General features: G+C 62.7%; 18 protein-coding genes and 1 pseudogene. 11 read left to right on the forward strand and 8 right to left on the reverse strand.

What is annotated here, in order from left to right:
- Together ABJF10_RS07640 and ABJF10_RS07645 are read right to left on the reverse strand one after the other, a co-directional pair.
- Positions 1 to 1662 (reverse strand): annotated as a pseudogene (locus ABJF10_RS07640) (glucosidase); the annotation flags it as partial.
- Between the two features lie 99 nt (positions 1663 to 1761).
- Positions 1762 to 2118, reverse strand: a complete 357-nt coding sequence (locus tag ABJF10_RS07645) for a hypothetical protein (RefSeq protein WP_348543946.1) — start codon at positions 2116 to 2118, stop codon at positions 1762 to 1764.
- 392 nt (positions 2119 to 2510) lie between these two features.
- On the opposite strand from ABJF10_RS07645, the gene ABJF10_RS07650 reads away from it, so the two are divergent.
- Entirely contained in the window at positions 2511 to 2762 is a 252-nt protein-coding gene (locus tag ABJF10_RS07650; protein WP_348543947.1) for a hypothetical protein, read from the forward strand.
- Between the two features lie 200 nt (positions 2763 to 2962).
- Here ABJF10_RS07650 and ABJF10_RS07655 read toward each other — a convergent pair whose 3' ends face one another.
- The 3 genes from ABJF10_RS07655 to ABJF10_RS07665 form a co-directional block, all read right to left on the reverse strand.
- Positions 2963 to 3544, reverse strand: coding sequence for an NAD(P)H-dependent oxidoreductase (locus tag ABJF10_RS07655; RefSeq protein WP_348543948.1), 582 nt, complete (start codon positions 3542 to 3544; stop codon positions 2963 to 2965).
- Complete coding sequence (locus ABJF10_RS07660; protein ID WP_348543949.1) at positions 3541 to 5475, reverse strand: amylo-alpha-1,6-glucosidase; 1935 nt, start codon at positions 5473 to 5475, stop codon at positions 3541 to 3543. The genes ABJF10_RS07655 and ABJF10_RS07660 overlap by 4 nt, the downstream gene beginning before the upstream one ends.
- Before the next feature lie 81 nt (positions 5476 to 5556).
- Positions 5557 to 6375, reverse strand: coding sequence for an SDR family oxidoreductase (locus ABJF10_RS07665; protein ID WP_348543981.1), 819 nt, complete (start codon positions 6373 to 6375; stop codon positions 5557 to 5559).
- A gap of 202 nt (positions 6376 to 6577) precedes the next feature.
- Between ABJF10_RS07665 and ABJF10_RS07670 the strand changes: the two genes are divergently transcribed.
- From ABJF10_RS07670 to ABJF10_RS07710, 9 genes are all read left to right on the forward strand, one after another.
- A complete protein-coding gene (locus ABJF10_RS07670; protein ID WP_348543950.1) occupies positions 6578 to 9538 on the forward strand; it encodes a sigma 54-interacting transcriptional regulator in 2961 nt (986 codons plus the stop codon).
- A gap of 210 nt (positions 9539 to 9748) precedes the next feature.
- Positions 9749 to 10051 carry a hypothetical protein gene (locus tag ABJF10_RS07675; RefSeq protein WP_348543951.1) on the forward strand — a complete coding sequence of 101 codons (303 nt, stop codon included), beginning with the start codon at positions 9749 to 9751 and terminating at the stop codon, positions 10049 to 10051.
- Entirely contained in the window at positions 10038 to 10661 is a 624-nt protein-coding gene (locus ABJF10_RS07680; protein ID WP_348543952.1) for a sigma-70 family RNA polymerase sigma factor, read from the forward strand. The genes ABJF10_RS07675 and ABJF10_RS07680 overlap by 14 nt, the downstream gene beginning before the upstream one ends.
- Positions 10658 to 10963 carry a zf-HC2 domain-containing protein gene (locus ABJF10_RS07685; RefSeq protein WP_348543953.1) on the forward strand — a complete coding sequence of 102 codons (306 nt, stop codon included), beginning with the start codon at positions 10658 to 10660 and terminating at the stop codon, positions 10961 to 10963. Before ABJF10_RS07680 ends, ABJF10_RS07685 begins: the two co-directional genes overlap by 4 nt.
- Before the next feature lie 99 nt (positions 10964 to 11062).
- On the forward strand, positions 11063 to 11407 hold the full coding sequence (locus ABJF10_RS07690; RefSeq protein WP_348543954.1) for a hypothetical protein: 345 nt from the start codon (positions 11063 to 11065) through the stop codon (positions 11405 to 11407).
- A 275-nt stretch (positions 11408 to 11682) separates the two neighbouring features.
- Complete coding sequence (locus tag ABJF10_RS07695; protein WP_348543955.1) at positions 11683 to 12579, forward strand: heme-binding protein; 897 nt, start codon at positions 11683 to 11685, stop codon at positions 12577 to 12579.
- A 38-nt stretch (positions 12580 to 12617) separates the two neighbouring features.
- Entirely contained in the window at positions 12618 to 13085 is a 468-nt protein-coding gene (locus tag ABJF10_RS07700) for a YHS domain-containing (seleno)protein (RefSeq protein ID WP_348543956.1), read from the forward strand.
- Positions 13086 to 13108: 23 nt separating this feature from the next.
- Positions 13109 to 14707: an SMP-30/gluconolactonase/LRE family protein gene (locus ABJF10_RS07705; protein ID WP_348543957.1), complete on the forward strand. Its 1599-nt coding sequence runs from the start codon at positions 13109 to 13111 to the stop codon at positions 14705 to 14707.
- A 122-nt stretch (positions 14708 to 14829) separates the two neighbouring features.
- Positions 14830 to 15552: an aquaporin gene (locus ABJF10_RS07710; protein WP_348543958.1), complete on the forward strand. Its 723-nt coding sequence runs from the start codon at positions 14830 to 14832 to the stop codon at positions 15550 to 15552.
- Between the two features lie 11 nt (positions 15553 to 15563).
- Here ABJF10_RS07710 and ABJF10_RS07715 read toward each other — a convergent pair whose 3' ends face one another.
- Genes ABJF10_RS07715 through ABJF10_RS07725 form a run of 3 tightly spaced genes read right to left on the reverse strand, consistent with a single transcriptional unit; the run spans position 15564 to position 16467 of the window.
- A complete protein-coding gene (locus ABJF10_RS07715; protein WP_348543959.1) occupies positions 15564 to 15821 on the reverse strand; it encodes a DUF5985 family protein in 258 nt (85 codons plus the stop codon).
- A 2-nt stretch (positions 15822 to 15823) separates the two neighbouring features.
- Positions 15824 to 16084 (reverse strand): DUF5985 family protein, encoded by a 261-nt coding sequence (locus tag ABJF10_RS07720; RefSeq protein WP_348543960.1) that lies wholly within the window; start codon positions 16082 to 16084, stop codon positions 15824 to 15826.
- Positions 16081 to 16467: a hypothetical protein gene (locus tag ABJF10_RS07725; RefSeq protein WP_348543961.1), complete on the reverse strand. Its 387-nt coding sequence runs from the start codon at positions 16465 to 16467 to the stop codon at positions 16081 to 16083. The genes ABJF10_RS07720 and ABJF10_RS07725 overlap by 4 nt, the downstream gene beginning before the upstream one ends.
- A 306-nt stretch (positions 16468 to 16773) precedes the next feature.
- Between ABJF10_RS07725 and ABJF10_RS07730 the strand changes: the two genes are divergently transcribed.
- The gene (locus ABJF10_RS07730; protein ID WP_348543962.1) at positions 16774 to 18492 is read left to right on the forward strand and encodes a chloride channel protein; all 1719 of its coding nucleotides are present in this window, start codon (positions 16774 to 16776) and stop codon (positions 18490 to 18492) included.
- Positions 18493 to 18506 lie beyond the last annotated feature (14 nt).

Here is an 18506-nt window from a genome sequence, read left to right on the forward strand (position 1 = left end):
GGGAAGGGGCTTGGAGCGGTCAAAGACGCCGATGTTATCGAGACCGAGGAAGCCGCCTTGGAAGAGGTTGTTGCCCTCGGCGTCCTTGCGATTGACCCACCAGGTGAAATTGAGGAGGAGCTTTTGGAAAACGCTCTCGAGAAACTCCCGGTCCCGCGCGCCGCGTTGGCCGCTGATCTTGTAGACGCGCCACGCGGCCCAGGCGTGCACGGGTGGATTGACGTCGCCGAAGGCGAATTCGTAGGCGGGAATCTGGCCGTTCGGATGCATGTACCACTCGCGCAGAAAGAGCTGAAGCTGATGCTTGGCAAAGTCGGGATCGACTTGCGCCATGGGGATCATGTGGAAGGCGAGATCCCACGCGGCAAACCAGGGATACTCCCATTTGTCGGGCATGGAGATGATGTCCTGCGAATAGAGGTGCGGCCATTCGGCGTTCCTGCCAACCTGCCGCTCCGCGGGCGGTGGCGTTTGCCCGGCGTCGCCTTTCAGCCAGCCATCGATCACGTAGTGATAGAACTGTTTGCTCCACAGCAGCCCGGCGTACCCTTGCCGCGCGACGCGCTTCGCGTCGGCGGTCATGTCGGGACGTTCGACCGAGTTGTAGAATTCGTCGGCCTCGCGCTGGCGATCGGTGAAAACCTGGTCGAAGACCTTGCCGAAAAACAGGGCCGGCGCGTCCTGCTCGCGCACCAGGCGCAGCTTCAGCGTGCGTGTTGCGCCGCCGGCCAGCGCGAGGACGAAATGCGGGGCGCCTTTGGTGCCGGTCTGCGCGGGATTCACCGCGTCGGCGAGCCCATGGACGACGCATTCGTGAAAGGCGTCTTTCACGAATGGCGTGGCGTTGGGCTGGTTCCAGAGGCGTTGCGCGTTGCTTTCGTTTTCCGTGAAGAGCGCGGTGGCTTCACCTTCCCAGGAGAAAAGATAAGGGCCGAGATCGCTCTGTTCCGCGCGGATCACATCGGCATTCGTGAGGGCCAGCGTCGGTTTCACCGAACTGCCATTGCTTGTGCCCCAGCTCCAGGTATTGCGAAACCAAAGCGTGGGCAGAACGTGCAGCGTGGCGGCATCGAGCCCGCGATTGGCGATGGTGATGCGGATGCAGATATCCTCCGGTGAGGCTTTGGCGTATTCCGCGAAGACATCGAAGTAACGGTCCTCATCGAAGACGCCGGTGTCGGCGAGTTCCAGTTCCAGGCCGCCGAGGCCGCGCTCGCGATTTTCGCGCACGAGCCGGGCGTAGGGAAATTCGGCGTGGGGATATTTGTAGAGCGCCTTCGCGTAGGAATGCGTGGGCGTCGAATCGAGATAGTAATAGCACTCCTTCACGTCCTCGCCGTGATTGCCCTCCGGGCCGGTGAGGCCGAAGAGGCGCTCCTTCAAAATCGGGTCGCGTTCATTCCACAAGGCGAGCCCGAAGCACAGGCGGCATTGGCGGTCGGTGAAGCCGAGGAGACCGTCCTCGCCCCAGCGATAGGCGCGGCTGCGGGCATGGTCGTGCGGAAAGTAATCCCAGCAATTGCCATGGGGAGAATAGTCCTCGCGCACCGTCGCCCACTGGCGCTCGCTGACATACGGCCCCCACCGTTTCCAGTTGCGCGTGCGCTCGCGGTCTTCGGTGAGGCGGCGGTGTTCGGCGGTATCGCTGGGATGGGTCTTCATGGGTGGTGAGGAGCGGGAGTGCAGGGAGAAATGGGAATGCCGCCACCGGCGCGCGAAGCCTGAGGAATGCAGGCTTCGCGGCCGATGGTGAGTGGCAGATTACATGGCGCGCAGCAGCTTCGACTGGTGCCCGGCGTCGTCTTCGTAGACAAACGTGGGGACGGTGGTGCCGCGACCGCCGACCATGCGGGCGACGAACTTGGCCTTGCAGTGCGTGCAGGTGTAGCCATGCAGATAACTGCGGTCCTCGCCGGCGGTGAAGACCGAGGTGATGCCGCAATTGCCACACGAGATGGCGATGGTCGTGCCGGGCTTGATGGCCTTGGCCTCTTTCATGGTCTTGACCGGCGCGAACGACTGGATGCCGGGGCCGGCCTGAGCCTGCGCGACAAGTCCGGTGACGAAGAGCGCGGCGAAGAGCACGCGCATGGTTTTGCTGATGATGTGGTAGTTCATTTTCGGTTGATGTGGTGTGTTTTGTCCCGGCCGCCTGGATGGCATGGCACGCACGCCCATCTGGGCAGCGGCTTGCCGGTGTGCATCCTTCGTCGCGCGACCGGCGGAATCCTTACGAAGAAATCGACACTCACAAATTTCCGGCCCGCCCCGCGGCCTGCTTTCCGCTGCAAATGAACCGACCTGACGCTCCACGGCGCGCTGCTTTCGCGCACCGAGTCGATCTTCTTTACGGCCGCGAGTAATTGATGCGGGAGCGTGGCCGATTCCGGCTGCACCAGGTGGCAGTCGGGGACGCGGCAAGTGCGGTTGTAAGGAATTCGCACGCCGCGCGACTTATCTCCCACGCGACATCTTCGCGAACAAATCAAACCAATAGCCAAACGAACCCAATGAACTTCAAAACCAAATCCATCCTCGCCGCGGTTACGCTGGCGATCAGCAATGCCATCATCCCTGCCGCCCAAGCCGGCCCCGGCCCGCACGATTCCGGCGTCATCGCCCCGCGTCCCATCGCCACCCAGGAAGTAACGACCTCTTGCTCGCGCTGCCAGCAGCCCGCGCACACGGTCGCACATCACACGCGGGCCGCGAAGAAGCTCGTGGCCGCCGCTGTGACCCCGGCCGCGCAGAAAGTGCTGTAATCCCAGCCCAACTACAGCCCACCAAACCAGCGCTCTCCCGTGTGCCTCAGGGCACCGGGAGAGCGTTTTCTCTTTCAAGCCAGGACGAATAGATCGGGTCGAGAACGCCAGTCGGCGAAACGCTAAAAGTGAGTGAAGTCCCCCCTTCCGGGACACTATGTCATTCGGACAAAGTCCTTGCGCGCGTAACGCTCAGCCGATCAGCCCTTGAGCTTGCGCGTCAATTCCACCAAGCCCTTCGCGAGTCCAGCCACCTGCTTGGCTTTACGTTCGTCCTTGAGCTTGCCGGATTCGTCGAACGCCTCGTGGGCCGCAGGGATAGCGACCTGGTCGGGGAGCACCAGGACACCGATGTTGCTGAGGATGGAGCGCACGGTGACGAGACCACGCAGGCCGCCGAGGGCGCCCGGCGACGTGGCCAAGAGTGCCGCAGCTTTGCCACGGAAAGCCACCAGCGGCGGTTCGTCGTCGGTCTCGGCCCGTGAGGCCCAGTCGATGGCGTTCTTTAACGCAGCGGTGATCGAGCTGTTGTATTCGGCCGAGGCGATCAGCATGCCATCGCTCGCCCGGAGCAACGCCTTGAGTTTTTTCGCGCCTTCGGGCAGGCCGCCGGCCTCCTCGAGGTCCTCGTCAAACAGCGGGAGCGCCAGGTCGCGGAGATCGACGATGGTAACTTCCGCTCCAGCGGTGCGCGCCGCGTCAGCGGCCACCGCGAGAAGTTTCTTGTTGAAGGAGCCGACGCGGAGGCTGCCGGCAAAGGCGATGATTTTGGGTTGGTTCATGAGATGGCTTTTTCGAGGCGCAGGAGCTCTCCCAGCGACCACGCCTGGAAGGGGCAGCCACGTGGTGTATAGGATGACTCGGCATCGGCAATCTCGGAGATGTGACCGAGGCCAGCAGTGCCTAGGTGTCTCTGTAGCGGGGCGAGGAAACGGGTGCGCGCCGCAGCCTTGGCTGCGGCGACGTCGCCCGCCGTACGCAGCCAGGCCTCGACAAAGGGACCGATGAGCCACGGCCAGACGGTGCCCTGGTGATAAGTGCTGTCACGTTGCCACACGCCGCCTTCGTAGTGGGGTGCGTAACCGGGTTCGCCGGGCGCGAGCGAGCGGAGGCCAAGCGGAGTGATCAGCTTCTCCTCCACCGTAGCGACGATGCGCCGGGCGCGATCCCCTTCGATCAGGGGGAGTGGAAGTCCGCCGACGGCGAAGATTTGGTTGGGACGGATGGTGCCGTCGTTTACGCCGCGGCGGTGATCGCAATCGACGACATCGAAAAGACCGCCCGTGGCTTCGTTCCAAAAACGCTCATGAAAGCTGGCGCGGGCCTTTTCCAGCAATGGCTCCCACTGCGGAGACGACCGCAGGCCGATCCATAGCGCATTGATCCAAAGAGCCTGGATTTCGACCGGCTTGCCGATGCGTGGTGTCACCACCCAGTCGCCGACCTTGGCATCCATCCAGGTGAGTTGCACGCCGGGTTGGCCGCAGGCGAGCAGGCCGTCGGTATCCGCGCGGATGCCGAAGCGCGTACCGCTGCTGTAGCCGGTGAGGATTTCCTCGACTGCCTGGCGCATTCGCTGTGTGTGGCAATCCGCAATGAAAGACGCGGGGCATTGGTGCTCAGCGGCCTCGATGTATTCGTGGACGGCGATGACGTACCAAAGTGACGCGTCCACGGAGTTGAACTCTGGGTTTTCGCCGCGATCGGGAAAGCGGTTGGGCAGCATGCCTTCCGACACGGCGCCGGCCCATTCGAGGAGAATGTCACGCGCGTCTTCGAGCCGCCCGGTGGCGATGCACAGCCCGCGCAACGCAATAAAGGTGTCGCGTCCCCAGTCGCCAAACCACGGATAGCCGGCGATGAGCGTGCGTCCCGAGCCGCGCTTCACGAGATAGGCATCGGCGGCGCGATGGAGCGGCGACTCGAAGGCTCCGCGGCGGGCCATCTCGGTGCGTCGCGTCATCACATAGAGTTCCTCGGTGGATTCGAGGTGATTGAGCCGTTGGTTGTCGGGTGTGAAAAGCCAAACCGCGGGTTTGACGGCGAGATCCCAGTGGAAGGTTCCGGGCGACGCGACGTCTTCGGTGGCATCGAGTCCGCGCGCGGCTTCGTCGACGTAGAGAAAATTGCGATACCACGTCGGCTCGTGGCGATAGAGGCCGTTGCTACGCCCGACGACCCCCGGCGCTCCCTCATATGGTTGCCACACGACATGCTCAAAGCTCTCCGTGGGTGCGAAGCCGAACGCGCCATTTTCGTGCTGCATGCCGTGAAAGTCGCGAATCGAAAGGAAGGGCCGGGCTTTCAAAGTGACGGGACCCCGCGGTTCGCCGATGAGCTTCCAGGCGACGAAGACGGCCGACTTGCCGTGCACGGTGAAGATTTCCTGCTCGATCTGCAGATCCTCCGTGAGCCGCCAGGTCCAGCGCGGCCACGGTTCGCACGTGAAGCTCTCGAGCCGGGCGACACCATCGGGATGGACCACGTCCGGCGCGTAGCGTTGCGAGGAAATCGCAAATGTACCCTGCGGCGTTTCGACCCAGGCATCAAAGCCGTTGACCAAGGCCATGCGTCCGGCGGGCGGAGTAGTGGCAGTGAGCAGCAGGGCGTGGTACCGGCGGGTGCGAATGCCTGATACGGTGCCACTGGCGAAGCCACCGAGGCCGTCGGCCTCGAGCCATTCGGCGTCGAGCGGAGGAAGTGATGCGGGCATGATCTTAGTGGACGGAAGGTGGATCGAGGCGGAGGAGGACGATGACGAGCGATAGCGCGAGAGCAAGGAGCGGATCCATGGCTAGCCTCCGGTTTCAAAGCCCGGATAAAGCGTCATGCCGCCGTCGACGAAAAGCGTGATGCCGTGAATATAGTCAGCGTCATCGCTGGCGAGCCAAGCGGCCGCGCGGCCGATTTCGTTCGGTTCGCCGATGCGCTTGTAAGGAATGAGCTTGAGCAGCTCGGCGTAATGCTCGGGCGTGTCCCACGCCGCGGTATTGATCGGAGTGCGAATCGCACCCGGCGCGATCGAGTTCACGCGGATGCGCCACGGCGCGACTTCCTGGGCGATGCTCTTCATCATCAGCATCACGCCGCCTTTGGATGTCGCGTAGTTCACATGGCCGGCCCACGGGATGACCTCATGCACCGAGCTGATGCAGATGATCTTCCCCGCCGCGCAGGAAACTTCCGGTTTCACGCCACGCGCCTTGAATTCGCGCACCGCTTCGCGGGAGCAGAGAAATTGCCCGGTGAGGTTCACATCGATGACCTTCTGCCATTGGGCGAGTGTCATGTCGGCGAAAGGCGCATCGACCTGGAGCCCGGCGTTGTTCACGAGGATGTCGACCGTGCCAAATTCCGCCTTCGCCTGCGCGAACATGGCCTGCACCTCCGCTTCGTTGGAGACATCGGCCCTGGCGGCCACCGCATGACTGCCCTCTCCCTCGATGCTGGCCACGACTTCCTCCGCCTTGTCCGGGCCACTGACGTAATTGACGACGACATTCGCGCCGGCCTTGCCGAGCTCGATGGCGATTGCCTTGCCGATGCCCGAGCTGGCACCGGTCACGATCGCGGTCTGCCCTTCGAGCAGGCGCCGGATGGGCACCTTGGGCATGACGGGCTGTGGATATTGCGAGTGATGATGGGTATGCATGTTGGTAATGGATTTCCGCGGGTCGGCACGTGGCCGGCGCACTGCTTGGTCGTGGTCGCCGCGAGTTCCTTACATTTCGAGTGCGCCCGGGAAGGTCACCGATTTCAGCGTTTCATTGGTTTAGCGGATGTGATACCAACCGTGCCGCACTTCGCCACGCCTGATGCCCACGCGCACCAACCGCCCAGCCGCCGAACCGAAAACCGCGCCCAGCGACGGTGGCGATTTCACGGCGAGTCTCATCGATGGGAGCCCGGATTGCATCAAGGTTCTCGATCTCGACGGGCGGCTCCTCTCCATGAATGCCGGCGGCATGAAGCTGCTCGAAATCTGTAATCTCCAGCCGTTCATCGGAACCTCGTGGATCGATTTCTGGCAGGGCGCGGACCGTGAGGCGGCGGAAGCGGCGGTGAAAACGGCCCGGGGAGGAGGCATGGCGCAATTCGTGGGTTTCTTCGCGACCACACAGACTCGCATCCCGAAATGGTTCGACGTCGTCGTAAGCCCCATCGCCGACGCGGACGGACGGCCCGAAAAGCTGCTCGCCTCCTCGCGCGACGTCACCACCTACGTGCGCGCGGAACGTGCCTTGCGGGCGCTCGTCGAAGGTACCGCGAGTACCACCGGCGATGAGTTCTTCCGCTCGCTCGCCCGCAGTGCCGCGCAGGCGCTCGGCGCCCGCTACGCCTTCGCCGCGGAAACATTGAGCGAGCTGGAATCGAAGTCCCTGGCTTTTTGGGAGGGTGCGGATTTCGGCGCTGGCTTCACCTATCGCTTTCCCGGGACACCGTGCCAGCGCGTCGCGGCCGGCCACGTCTGCTCCACGTCATCCGGATTGGCGGCCAAGTTCCCCGAAGACGTCTGGCTGCAACAAATCGGTGCGGAAAGCTATGTCGGCGTGCCGATGCGCAACGCCATGGGCCGCACCATCGGGCACCTGGCCGTGCTGCACACGGAGCCCATGGAGCCGACCGGGGAGGACATCGCGACGCTGCGGATTTTCGCGGCCCGCGGTTGCGCCGAACTGGAGCGCAAGCAGGCCGACGAAAAGCTGCGCAAAGCCCACGCCGAGCTCCGGCGCACGCACGTCGAGACCCACGCGCTGCTCAATATCACGCGGGCCATTGGTCACCATCTCCAGCGCGATGTGCTTTTTGGCGCCCTGGCGGAGTGCTTGCAAAATGCCGTCCCGACCGACTGCTTCGGCGTCGTCCTACCCGCGGACGGCGACCGGCTCCAGGCCCACATCCTGACTAAGCGAAACATCCAAACCGAGGGCGCACCGCTCACCGTGCTGGACGCCGAAGGATCAGTCGCGGATTGGGTGATGAAGCACCGCGAGTGGTACGTCGCCGCCAGCCGGGAGGAAGTCGGAAAGCGGTTTCCCAGCACCTTTGGCTCGATGGGACGGGAGCAGATGGAATCACTCTGCGTCCTGCCGCTCGTCGCCGGCGAGCGGGTGCGGGGCGCTCTATTCTTCATGGCCTCGGCATGCGATGCCTATGCTGCGCTCCAACACGCCTTTCTTGATCAAGTCGCCAGCGCGGTGGCAGTGGCGCTGGACGATTGCCTCGTGCAGGAGGAAATGCGCCGGCTCGGCGACGAGCTGGCGGCGCAGAAAATCGCTTCGCTCGAACGGCAGAAACAACAGGTGACTGTGCAACTCGAGCAGACGAGCAAGGCGCTCGACGCCAGCGAGGAGCGCTTCCGCGACCTTTTCGACGAAGCGCCCATCGCCTACGTGCATGAAGGACTCGACTCCCACTTCATCCGCGCCAACCGCACGGCGATGCGCATTCTCGGCATCAAGCCCGAGGATGTGCCCACGACCTACGGCAAAACATTCGCGCCCGACACGCCGGACGCGCAGCGCCGCATGCGCGAGGCGTTCGAGTCCATCGGGCGCGGCGCGGATACCAGCGGAGTGGTGCTCGAAATGCGGCGCAAGGACAATGGCAAGCCCTTCTGGATTCAATGGTGGTCGCGCCCCGACCCGGGCGGCACCTACACGCGCACGATGTTTCTCGACATCACCGACCGCGTCTTGATGGAGCAGGAGAAATCGCGCCTTGAGGCGCAAAATATCTACCTGCAGGAAGAAATCCGCAGTCAGCACAACTTCGTGGAGATCGTGGGAAACAGCGCATCGCTGCTCCACGTTCTCCGGCAGGTCGATCAAGTCGCGCCGACCGATTCCACGGTGCTGGTTTGCGGAGAGACCGGCACCGGCAAGGAATTGATCGCCCGCGCCATTCACGATCGCAGCCCGCGTCGCGATCATCCGCTCGTGAAGGTCAACTGCGGCGCCATCAGCGCGGGGTTGGTGGAGAGCGAACTCTTCGGCCACGTGAAGGGCGCGTTCACCGGCGCCATCGCCAATCGCGAAGGTCGTTTCGCGCTGGCCGATGGCGGCACCATCTTCCTCGACGAAGTCGGCGAATTGCCGCCGGAGACGCAGGTGAAGTTATTGCGCGTGTTGCAGGAACAGGAGTTCGAGCCAATCGGCGGCACGAAGACGCAAAAGGTGAATGTGCGCGTCATCGCCGCGACGAATCGTGATCTCACCGCCATGGTGCGCGACGGCAAATTTCGCAGCGACCTTTTCTATCGTCTCAACGTCGTGCCCGTAACGACACCGGCGCTGCGCGAGCGTGCCAACGACATCCCGCTGCTCACCATGTTCTTCCTCGAGAAATTTGCGCGCAAGCTCGGCCGGCCGGTCACGCAAGTCGCCGAGGAGACGATGGCGCGATTGTGTGCCTATTCGTGGCCGGGTAATATCCGCGAGTTGCAAAACGTCATCGAGCGCGCGGTGGTGCTGTCCGCAGGGCCGGTGCTCGCGGTGGAGAAAGGCGCATTGCCAGGCGTGGCTGCGCCGCCGCCCACCTGGTCCCCGGAGTCGGCGATGTTTGATGTAAAGGCGCCCTCATCCTCGCCGGCCTCCTCTATCGCTTCAGCGGGCAACGCGCTGGAGGAAGTCGAGCGCCAGCACATCGTCTCCGTGCTCAAGCAGACAAACTGGCGCATCGAGGGCGCGCAGGGCGCGGCGAAAATCCTGGATCTCCAGCCGAGTACTCTGCGCAGTCGGATGCAAAAACTCGGCATCTCGCGATCCAAGGCCTAAGCGGGCGCTAACCCGCGAAATCTCGCGGATCGGCCACGAAAGGTCGTGGCCACGAATTTCGTGGGCTGCGTCGTGGCTTGTGGAGAGTTCGTCAGAAACGGGGGATTCTTCAGAGTAAAATCGGATGGGGACGCAATCAAAAGGCGTCGTGGCACGTTGCTTGCAAATAGGCCGCAGCGCAACTCAACCGCATTTTTTCCCACTGCGATCATGCTCCGAATTTCCATCACTTCCCCGGCCGAAAATACCGCCACCTTGCGGCTCGAAGGCCATCTTGCCGGCGCCTGGATCGACGAATTGCGCGCCACCTGCGACCGCATGCTCGCCGCCGGCCGGAGTGTCACCCTCGATCTCGGCGACGTCTCGCTCATCGAGCGTCCTGGCCTCGATTTGCTCGCTGCTCTTTCCCGTCGCTCGGTCGCGCTCGTGCGCTGTTCCCCGTTCCAGGAGGAGCAACTCCGGCAGGCGATCGACACCACTTCAGAAAGCACCGCACACCATGAACCAGCCTGAAATCGAAACTTCGGCTCCGCCACCTACGCGCTCCCATGCCGATCCCGACCGCTGGGTCGATGAGCACGGCGATTGCCTCTTCCGCTTCGCTCTCACCCGGGTGCGCAAGGAGGAGGTCGCCGAGGATCTGGTGCAGGAGACGCTGCTCGTCGCCGTCCGCACGCACGAAAAATTCGGCGGCCGTTCCAGCGAGCGGAGTTGGCTCGTCGGCATCTTGAAGAACAAGGTCTGCGATTACTTCCGCAAGCTGGGACGCGAGACGAATTTCACGGATCTCGAGTTCTTCAGCGACGAACATTCCGACAAATTCGACGGCGAGAACTACTGGATCCACGAGCGCGGCCCCTCCGATTGGAAACCCGAGGGTGAGGATGCCATGAAGCGAGCCGAATTCTGGCAGACCATCCAGGGCTGCCTGGCAAAGCTGCCGGACCGCGTGGCCACCGTCTTCACCATGCGTGAGATCGACGACGTGCCGAGCAGGGAAATCTGCGCGACGCTCAACATCACCGAAGCCAATCTCTGGGTGATGCTCCACCGTGCGCGCATGGCCCTGCGCCAGTGCCTGGAGGTGAACTTCTTCGACGGGCAGGGAGGCGCGAGGCTGTGATCGAGCCGACCAATTGGTGGAAAACCAGGCTGGTGATGTTCATCGCCACGCACACCCCGAAATGCCACGACATCACGCGGCTCATTTCGCGTTCGATGGACAGCCCGCTGCCGCTGCGCACGCGTCTCGCCCTGCGAATTCACTACCTCATTTGCGTCTGGTGCGAACGCTACCGCGATCAACTCATCCTTCTTCGCAGGGCCCTGAAGGCCGTGCCAGAAGAAGGAGCGCAAAAAACGCGTGGTGCGATGTCGCCGGACGCACGCACCCGATTGAAAATTGCCCTCCAGCCCAAATCGTAGACCTTGTCGACCACGTCGGAGTCATCGCGCCGGCGCAATAAAATCGCGCTCGCCCAAAAAAAGTGTAAGTTTCGCCGTCCTCGCGCGACTTATCTTTAGATGTCCTCTGTACCCGCCGACCATGAATCGCCCCACTGGCTCAAGGCCAGGATAGCCGGCGTAGTATGGCGGATCACGCCGAATTGCCACGAAGTAACCCGCCTGGCTTCGGAGGAACTCGATCATCCGCTCCCATTCACCACGCGGACGCGGCTTGGACTGCATCGACTCTTTTGCGAGTATTGTGCACGTTACACGGAGCAACTCGAACTCTTGCACGAAGCCAGCCGCCGCTTGCCCGAGCATCCGGGCGAAATTGACAGCCCGACGTTGAACGTGGATTTCAAGGCGCGGCTCAAACGCACATTGCGCGAGCATTCGCCGGCAGAGCAGCAGCGACCTTAAGGTCGATCGGACCCCTTTCGAAGCCAGCGCGATCGGAGACCCGGGGGACGCGGATGGATCACGATCGAATCGCTCGACGCTCCTGCGATTCGCTGCCACCGCGCCTTCTCTTTTTGAGGCCTGTGAGCGCGGCCAGGAAAACACGGTAACGGCCGCCGCCCAGGGGGGCGTACTGGGATTGTAAGGATTCGCTGGAGGTGGCGACAAAGGTAGCGCGCCCCATGGCCGCGCCACTGCGGGTGCTCGATCCAAAAGCATCACCCTCAACCAACTACATGAACCTCAAATCCATTCTCCCAGCTCTCATCATATTCGCGGGCCTCGCGCAGGCGCAGGTCGCAGAAAGAAAAAGCCTCACCCTTGACGGCGCACGGCAGGTTATCGTCGGCGCAATCGCTTACGCGAAGGCTCACAATGCTCCCGGTGGCGTCATCGCCGTCGTCGACGACGGCGGAAATTTAATGGCGCTCGAGCGCCTCGACGGCACATTCGCCGCCGGCGCGAACATCTCCATCGGCAAGGCGCGCACCGCGGCGCTTTTCAAGAAACCAACCAAGTTCTTCGAGGACGTGATCAACAAAGGCCGCACCGCGATGGCGGCGATGCATGAGAACTTCACTCCGCTCCAGGGCGGTGTGCCGATCCTGATGGACGGCCAAATCATCGGTGCTGTGGGCGTCAGCGGCGCGAGCAGCGCGCAACAAGACGAAGAACTCGCCCTGGCCGGCGCGGGGGCAATCACTGGTCCGGCGAAGACTGGCGCGGCGTCGCCCACCGCGACCCCGGCAACGGTCTTTCCGGCGAAGGACGTGTTCGCCGCTTTCGCCAAAGACGGGAGATTGCTCGAGACCGCCGCCTACAAGGTGAACGCCAGCCTCCGTGTCGAGCCTGGCCAGGCCGAAGTGCATGCCCGGGAGACGGATGTTTTCTACGTCGTCGAGGGCACCGCGACGCTGGTGGTCGGCGGTACGGTCATCGAGCCCAACTCGGCGTCGATGGATGAGATTCGCGGCCAGGCCATCGCCGGAGGCGAGACCCATCAACTCAGGCCTGGAGACGTCGTTGTCATCCCGGCGGGCACGCCGCACCAGTTCACCGCGGTCCGGGGCCCATTCCATTACTTTGTCGTGAAGCCCATCTCGTCCACTGCCACCGCGTTCGCGAACCGCTGACCTCAATCCTTCACCCAATCTCAACCCCAATCATCCGTATGAAAAACCTGATCCTCACTTCGCTCGCCACCTTCGCGCTCGCGGCCTTTGCCAGCGCGGGAGAACTCGTCAACGTCGATAAACATGGTCTCGCGCTCCAGGGCTACGATCCCGTCGGTTACTTCACCGAAAGCCGGCCCGTGGAGGGAAACCCGTCCTTCTCGACGACCTACAAGGGCGCGCTCTATCACTTCGCCTCGTCGAGGAATCGAGCTCTGTTCCTTCGGAATCCCGCGAAGTACGAACCCCAGTTCGGCGGCTTCTGCGGCTACGCGGCATCGATCGACACCATCTCGGAAATCAGCCCGCACTACTGGCAGATCCTGAACGGACGTCTCGTGCTCCAGCACAACCAGAAGGCCTGGAACCTGTGGACCAGGGACGTCGCGGGCAACCTCGCGAAAGCCGACGGCAACTGGCCGCACCTCAAGGCTCACCAGCTCTCCTGGATCGACCGCATTTTCTAACCGCCGCGCTCCCGCACCTCATCGTGAAACTCCAACTCTTCCTCCTTGCCGCGCTGGGCGTATTACTCGGCCGGCCGGTCGTCGCGCAAACGTCCGAGGCGCGCCTGGGCCGTCCCGTAGCCATCGTTGACCTTGCCACCCGCGATGGCACGCAGCTCGCCCACGCGCAGTGGCGCTACCATGACGTTCAGATCCACGAAGTCGCGCACCACGATGTCGGCGCCGACCTCAAGGCCACTGGCGCGGCCAATTTGACCTACGATTACGAACCGCATGCCGGCCCGGCGGACTTCGACGACGCGAATTGGGAAATCATCGCGCCCGAGTCCCTCGATCAGCGCCGCGGCCACGGACGGCTCAGCTTCAACTGGTATCGAATCAACGTCACGATCCCCGCGAAGATCGGCGCGTTCGATCCCACGGGCGCGACCATCGTCTTTGAGGTTGTCGTCGATGACTATGCCGAGGTGTGGGTCGATGGACAACTCGGCTTCACCTACGGCCAGAGCGGCGGACAGGTCGTGCGCGGCTGGAATGCGCCCAACCGCGTGGTCCTCACCCGCGATGCGCGGCCCGGGCAAAAATTCCAGCTCGCCGTTTTCGGCATGAACGGTCCCATCTCCGCCTCCCCGGCAAATTTCATCTGGGTCAAATCGGCGACGCTCGATTTTCACCGGCCGCCCGCACCCCTATTTGTCGAAACAAATATCGAGCGCCTCGATCCCGCGCTCGACGCCATCGTGCCGCGCGATGCGAAGCTCGAGAAAGTAGCCACTGGATTCACCTTCACCGAAGGCCCCGTGTGGTCGCGCGAACTCGGCGCCCTCCTTTTCAGTGACCCGAATGAAAACACCATCTACCGCCTCACGCCCGAGGGCGAGGTGAGCGTATTTCGCTCGAAAAGCGGCAGCACCGGCGCAGAGATCGGCGAATATGGACAGCCTGGCTCCAACGGCCTCACCTTCGACCGCGATGGCCGTCTCACCATCGACCAGCATGGCAACCGCCGCGTCGTCCGGATCGCGAAAAATGGCGTCCTGACCGTGCTCGCCGACCGTTTCGACGGAAAACGATTGAACTCGCCCAACGACCTTGTCTATCGCCGCGACGGCACTCTTTTCTTCACCGATCCGCCATTTGGCCTGCCAAAATTCGGCGCTGATCCGCGCAAGGAACTCCTCTTCTCCGGCGTCTTTGCGGTGAAAGATGGCAGGATATCCCTCGTCACCAAGGAACTGAGCGGTCCCAACGGCATCGCCTTTTCACCCGATGAGAAATTTCTCTATGTTGGCGATTGGGACGACAACAAGAAGGTTGTCATGCGCTATTGCCTCGGGGATGACGGCGCAGTGACCGAAAGCAAAGTCTTCGCCGACTTCACCGCCGAGGGCACGGAGAACGCCATCGACGGACTCAAGGTCGACACCGCCGGCAATGTCTATATCTCCGGGCCCCGCGGCTTGTGGATCGTCTCGCCGGAAGGCAAACGCCTCGGCTTGATCAGCGGTCCCGAACAGCCGCACAATTTTGCCTGGGGCGACGGCGATGGTCGCACCCTCTACCTCTGCGCGCACACGAGCATCTATCGGCTGCGGCTCGCTACGGAGGGCGTGAGGCCGTGAGCATCGGCGTGGCGTCGGGCCCGAGCCCTCGCATACCCGCGCCACGACGGCAAGGCGTCGCCGCAGCGCTTGGCGCGCATTGGTCGGAATACGCCATCGAGGCCACGCTCCTCGGGCTGTTTATGATATCCGCGAGCGTCTTCACCATTCTCCTCGAGCATCCGGGTTCGCCGCTCGTCACCGCGTTGCCGGGTTCATTCCTCCGCCGGCTCCTCATCGGCCTCGCCATGGGCGCGACCGCCCTCGCCCTCATCCTCTCCCCGATTGGCCGGCGATCGGGTGCGCACTTCAACCCCGCGGTCACGCTCACCTTCTGGCGGCTGGGCAAGATCCAGCCTTGGGATGCCCTCTTCTACGTCCTCGCACAGTTTCTCGGTGGAATCGCCGGGGTCGCCCTGGTCGGCGCGTTCGTCCCACGCTGGTTGGCCGACGCCTCGGTAAGCTATGTCGCCACGGTGCCCGGCACATCGGGAACCGCCACCGCCTTTTTCGCGGAGTTCACGATTTCTTTCATCCTGATGCTCACGATTCTCAATGTCAGCAATCGCCCCCGGTTGGCTCCCTATACACCGTATTTCGCCGCAACCCTGGTGGCGGCCTATATCGCCATCGAGGCGCCGTTTTCCGGTATGAGCATGAACCCGGCACGCACCTTTGGGTCCGCTTTCGTCGGCCACATTTGGACGGCCTTGTGGATCTACTTCACCGCTCCCGTGCTCGCCATGCTACTCGCGGCCGTGGTCTATCGACGCTCTGGGCGCGTGGTCTATTGCGCAAAGTTGCATCACCACAAGGGCGCGCGCTGCATTTTCAATTGCGCATTTGACCGCATGCCATCCCGCTAACGGCCCTGCCGCTAGGCCCGGCGGTTCTTGTCCACGATGGCCAGCAGGATCAACAGGAATGCCCCAAGGCGGAGGGAATAAACGACGGGCACCCACTCGGTCTTGATGTCCATCAATTCGCGGATGGCGCGCTCACTCATCAGCACGAGGAAGGCCGCGGCAAAGAAGAGAAAGAGGCGATCACGTGTGGTCTTCCAGAAGCGGACGAAAAACAGCGCGGCGATCAAGCAGCCCATACAAATCGCACCGGCGAGGAAAGTATTGAGCATATTCAATGGGACTCGAAAACCAGGCCGTAAAGCAAAACGAGCAGCGCGACCAGCGTCGCGAGGTTTCGGAAAACGAGCAGGTCGGTTTGAGGGAAAACGATGAGGTCAAAAAAGAGGAGCGCATTGCAGACCGCGAGAATCGCGAAACAGGCCGCGCTCCAGGAAAGAAGTCGCAAACGCGTCTTGCGATAACCGCGCCACAAAAGGAGACTGCAGCCGAGGCTGGTCAGGGTGCAGAGGATGTAAACGAGCGTGGCAATCATGGTTTGTTCTTGATTTTGAATGCGTCGGCAAAACCCTGCGCCGGATCCCGATCCCTCCTGAAAATCGTTTCGATGACCCGGACCGGCTTTGTCTTGTAGAGCCGCGCTAGCGCCTCGAACTGAGCCGCCGTCTCACCGGTGGCGACATAGCTGAAGGTCGGTGGAAGGCCCGTTGTCTTTTCAAAAACGCCGAGGCGCACGAATTCTTCCAGCCATTGTTCCACCGATGGCTTCGAACTGAGGACGATATCATAAACAGTCTGAACTGACCAACCCGCGTTTGGCTTGCTCCACAATAGAACGAGTATTTCCAATTGCTCGACGGAGCGAATATGTCGCCAGACAAATTGTCGAATCTCGAGCGGGATGTCTTCCTCGGCCATGTGCTGACTTCCGGTTCAGTTCCTTCCGGACCGAGGAATCCGGGCGCAAGATTCGACGAGAAGGTGATCGTTTTGCATGCTTTGAGTCACAATCGTTGATTTCAAGTGCGACCAACGTGAATCGCACGGAGACTTTCTGGCAGGTGTGTCGGAATGGTCGAGAGCCAAGATCAATGACGCATCCGAACGCTCAATCCGTTTGGCAACGACTATAGACCAGACAGGCGCCGTATGTCGCCGGGTCCTTTCATGACGAAAAGAGCGCAAGGCATTGCAGTTTTCGGCCGCGTCTCACAATCTGCGTCCTTGCTGAAACGATTTATTGCTGCACTGCAACGTCTTCCCGAACGGCCCCGCTCCGTCGTCGCCATAGTTCTCTATGGCGCAGCCGCGAGTCTCGTCGCGGTGACTTTTCAGGTGGCGATCAACTGGATTTACTGGGCAAGTTTCACCTACCCGTCACAAGTCGCGCCGCACGCGTTTCCCTGGATCAGCCTCGCGATCATCACCGTCGTTTCCATCTTTTCCGGCTGGCTGCTCAACCAGTTTTGTCCCGACGCCGCGGGCAGCGGCATCCCCCAGCTCAAGCTGGCCTTCTGGAAGGATTTTGGCCACACGCCACGGCGCCTCATGTGGGTGAAGTTCCTCGCCAGTGCGTTGAGCATTGGCGGCGGCCATAGTCTCGGTCGCGAAGGCCCGAGTGTGCAACTCGGCGGCAACGTGGCCTCGACCCTGGCCGGCCTGCTGGGTGTCGCCAAACAAAACAAACGCGCCGCCGCGGCCGCGGGAGCGGCGGCCGGCCTCGCTGCCGCATTCAACGCCCCGCTCGCCGCCGTGGCCTTCGTCCTCGAGGAGATTTTGGAAGACCTCAACAGCCGCTTGCTCGGGCCGGTGCTGCTCGCGTCGGTCATTGGCGCGTTCGTCGTCCACGCCTGGCTCGGTCCACAGCCCGCGTTCGATCTCCCGCGCATCAGCGAGCCGACCTGGCACGCCTACGCGCTCATGCCCATTGTCGCCGGCCTCGCCGCCCTGGCCGGCGTGGCCTTTCAACGCGGTGCGCTGGCCCTGCGCGCGTATTCCCGCACCTGGCGCCGCGTGCCACCCATGTGGCGGCCCTTGCTGGCGGGGTGGGTCACCTGGGCGCTGGGCATGGCCATCTACAGCCGCACCTGGCATCTCGGCGTCTTTGGACTCGGCTACGATGATCTCTCCCTCGCGTTGACCCAGGGCCTGCTCTGGAAGCTCGCCATTGCCTTGCTCGTCGCCAAGCTGATCGCCACCATCGCTTGCTACGGGCTCGGCGGGAGCGGCGGCATCTTTTCCCCCAGCCTCTTCTTCGGTGGCATGTGCGGTATTGCGGTCGCGAGTTTCAGCGGGCAATTCGTGGCGCTCAATGAATCCGATCGCATTCTGCTCGTGGTCGGCGGAATGAGCGCCTGCCTCGGTGGCGTCGTCCAGGCTCCGGTCACGGCCGTGTTGATCATCTTTGAAATGACCCACCAATTCGCGCTCGTGCCCGGATTGATGATCGCGACGCTGGTCAGCCAGTTGGTGGCGCGCCGCTGCAACCGCGAGAATTTCTACGAAGCCGTGCTCATCCAGGATGGACACGAGATGGCCCACGTCGTCCCGCCCCGCGATTTGCGGAGCTGGCAGAATCTCCCTATTTCCGCCATCGCTCACTTTCAGCCCGTGATCATCACCAGTCTTGATGCGACGTACGTCGCCGCGATCTTCGAGAAATCACCCTATCAGCGCTTCCCCGTGGCGGAGCATGGGAACCTCGATGGCATTCTGGTGCGGGCGGATTTCGACCGGGCACGAGCGGAGCAGCGCGCGGTGCGCTTGCTCCCTGCGGTCACCGCGAAGCCGAGCCAGACGATTCGCGAATGCCAGGCGTTGCTCATTGAATCGACCTGCGGTCTCATCGTCATTACCGATCCGGGCGAGGGGAGACCTCTCGCTGTCGTCACCTTGCACGACTTGCTCCGCGCCCAAGCCGCGATCAGCGAACGCGAGGGCTGAGCGCCATCAGCGGC

It is taken from the genome of Chthoniobacter sp. (assembly GCF_040003245.1).
Taxonomy (GTDB): Bacteria; Verrucomicrobiota; Verrucomicrobiia; order Chthoniobacterales; family Chthoniobacteraceae; genus Chthoniobacter.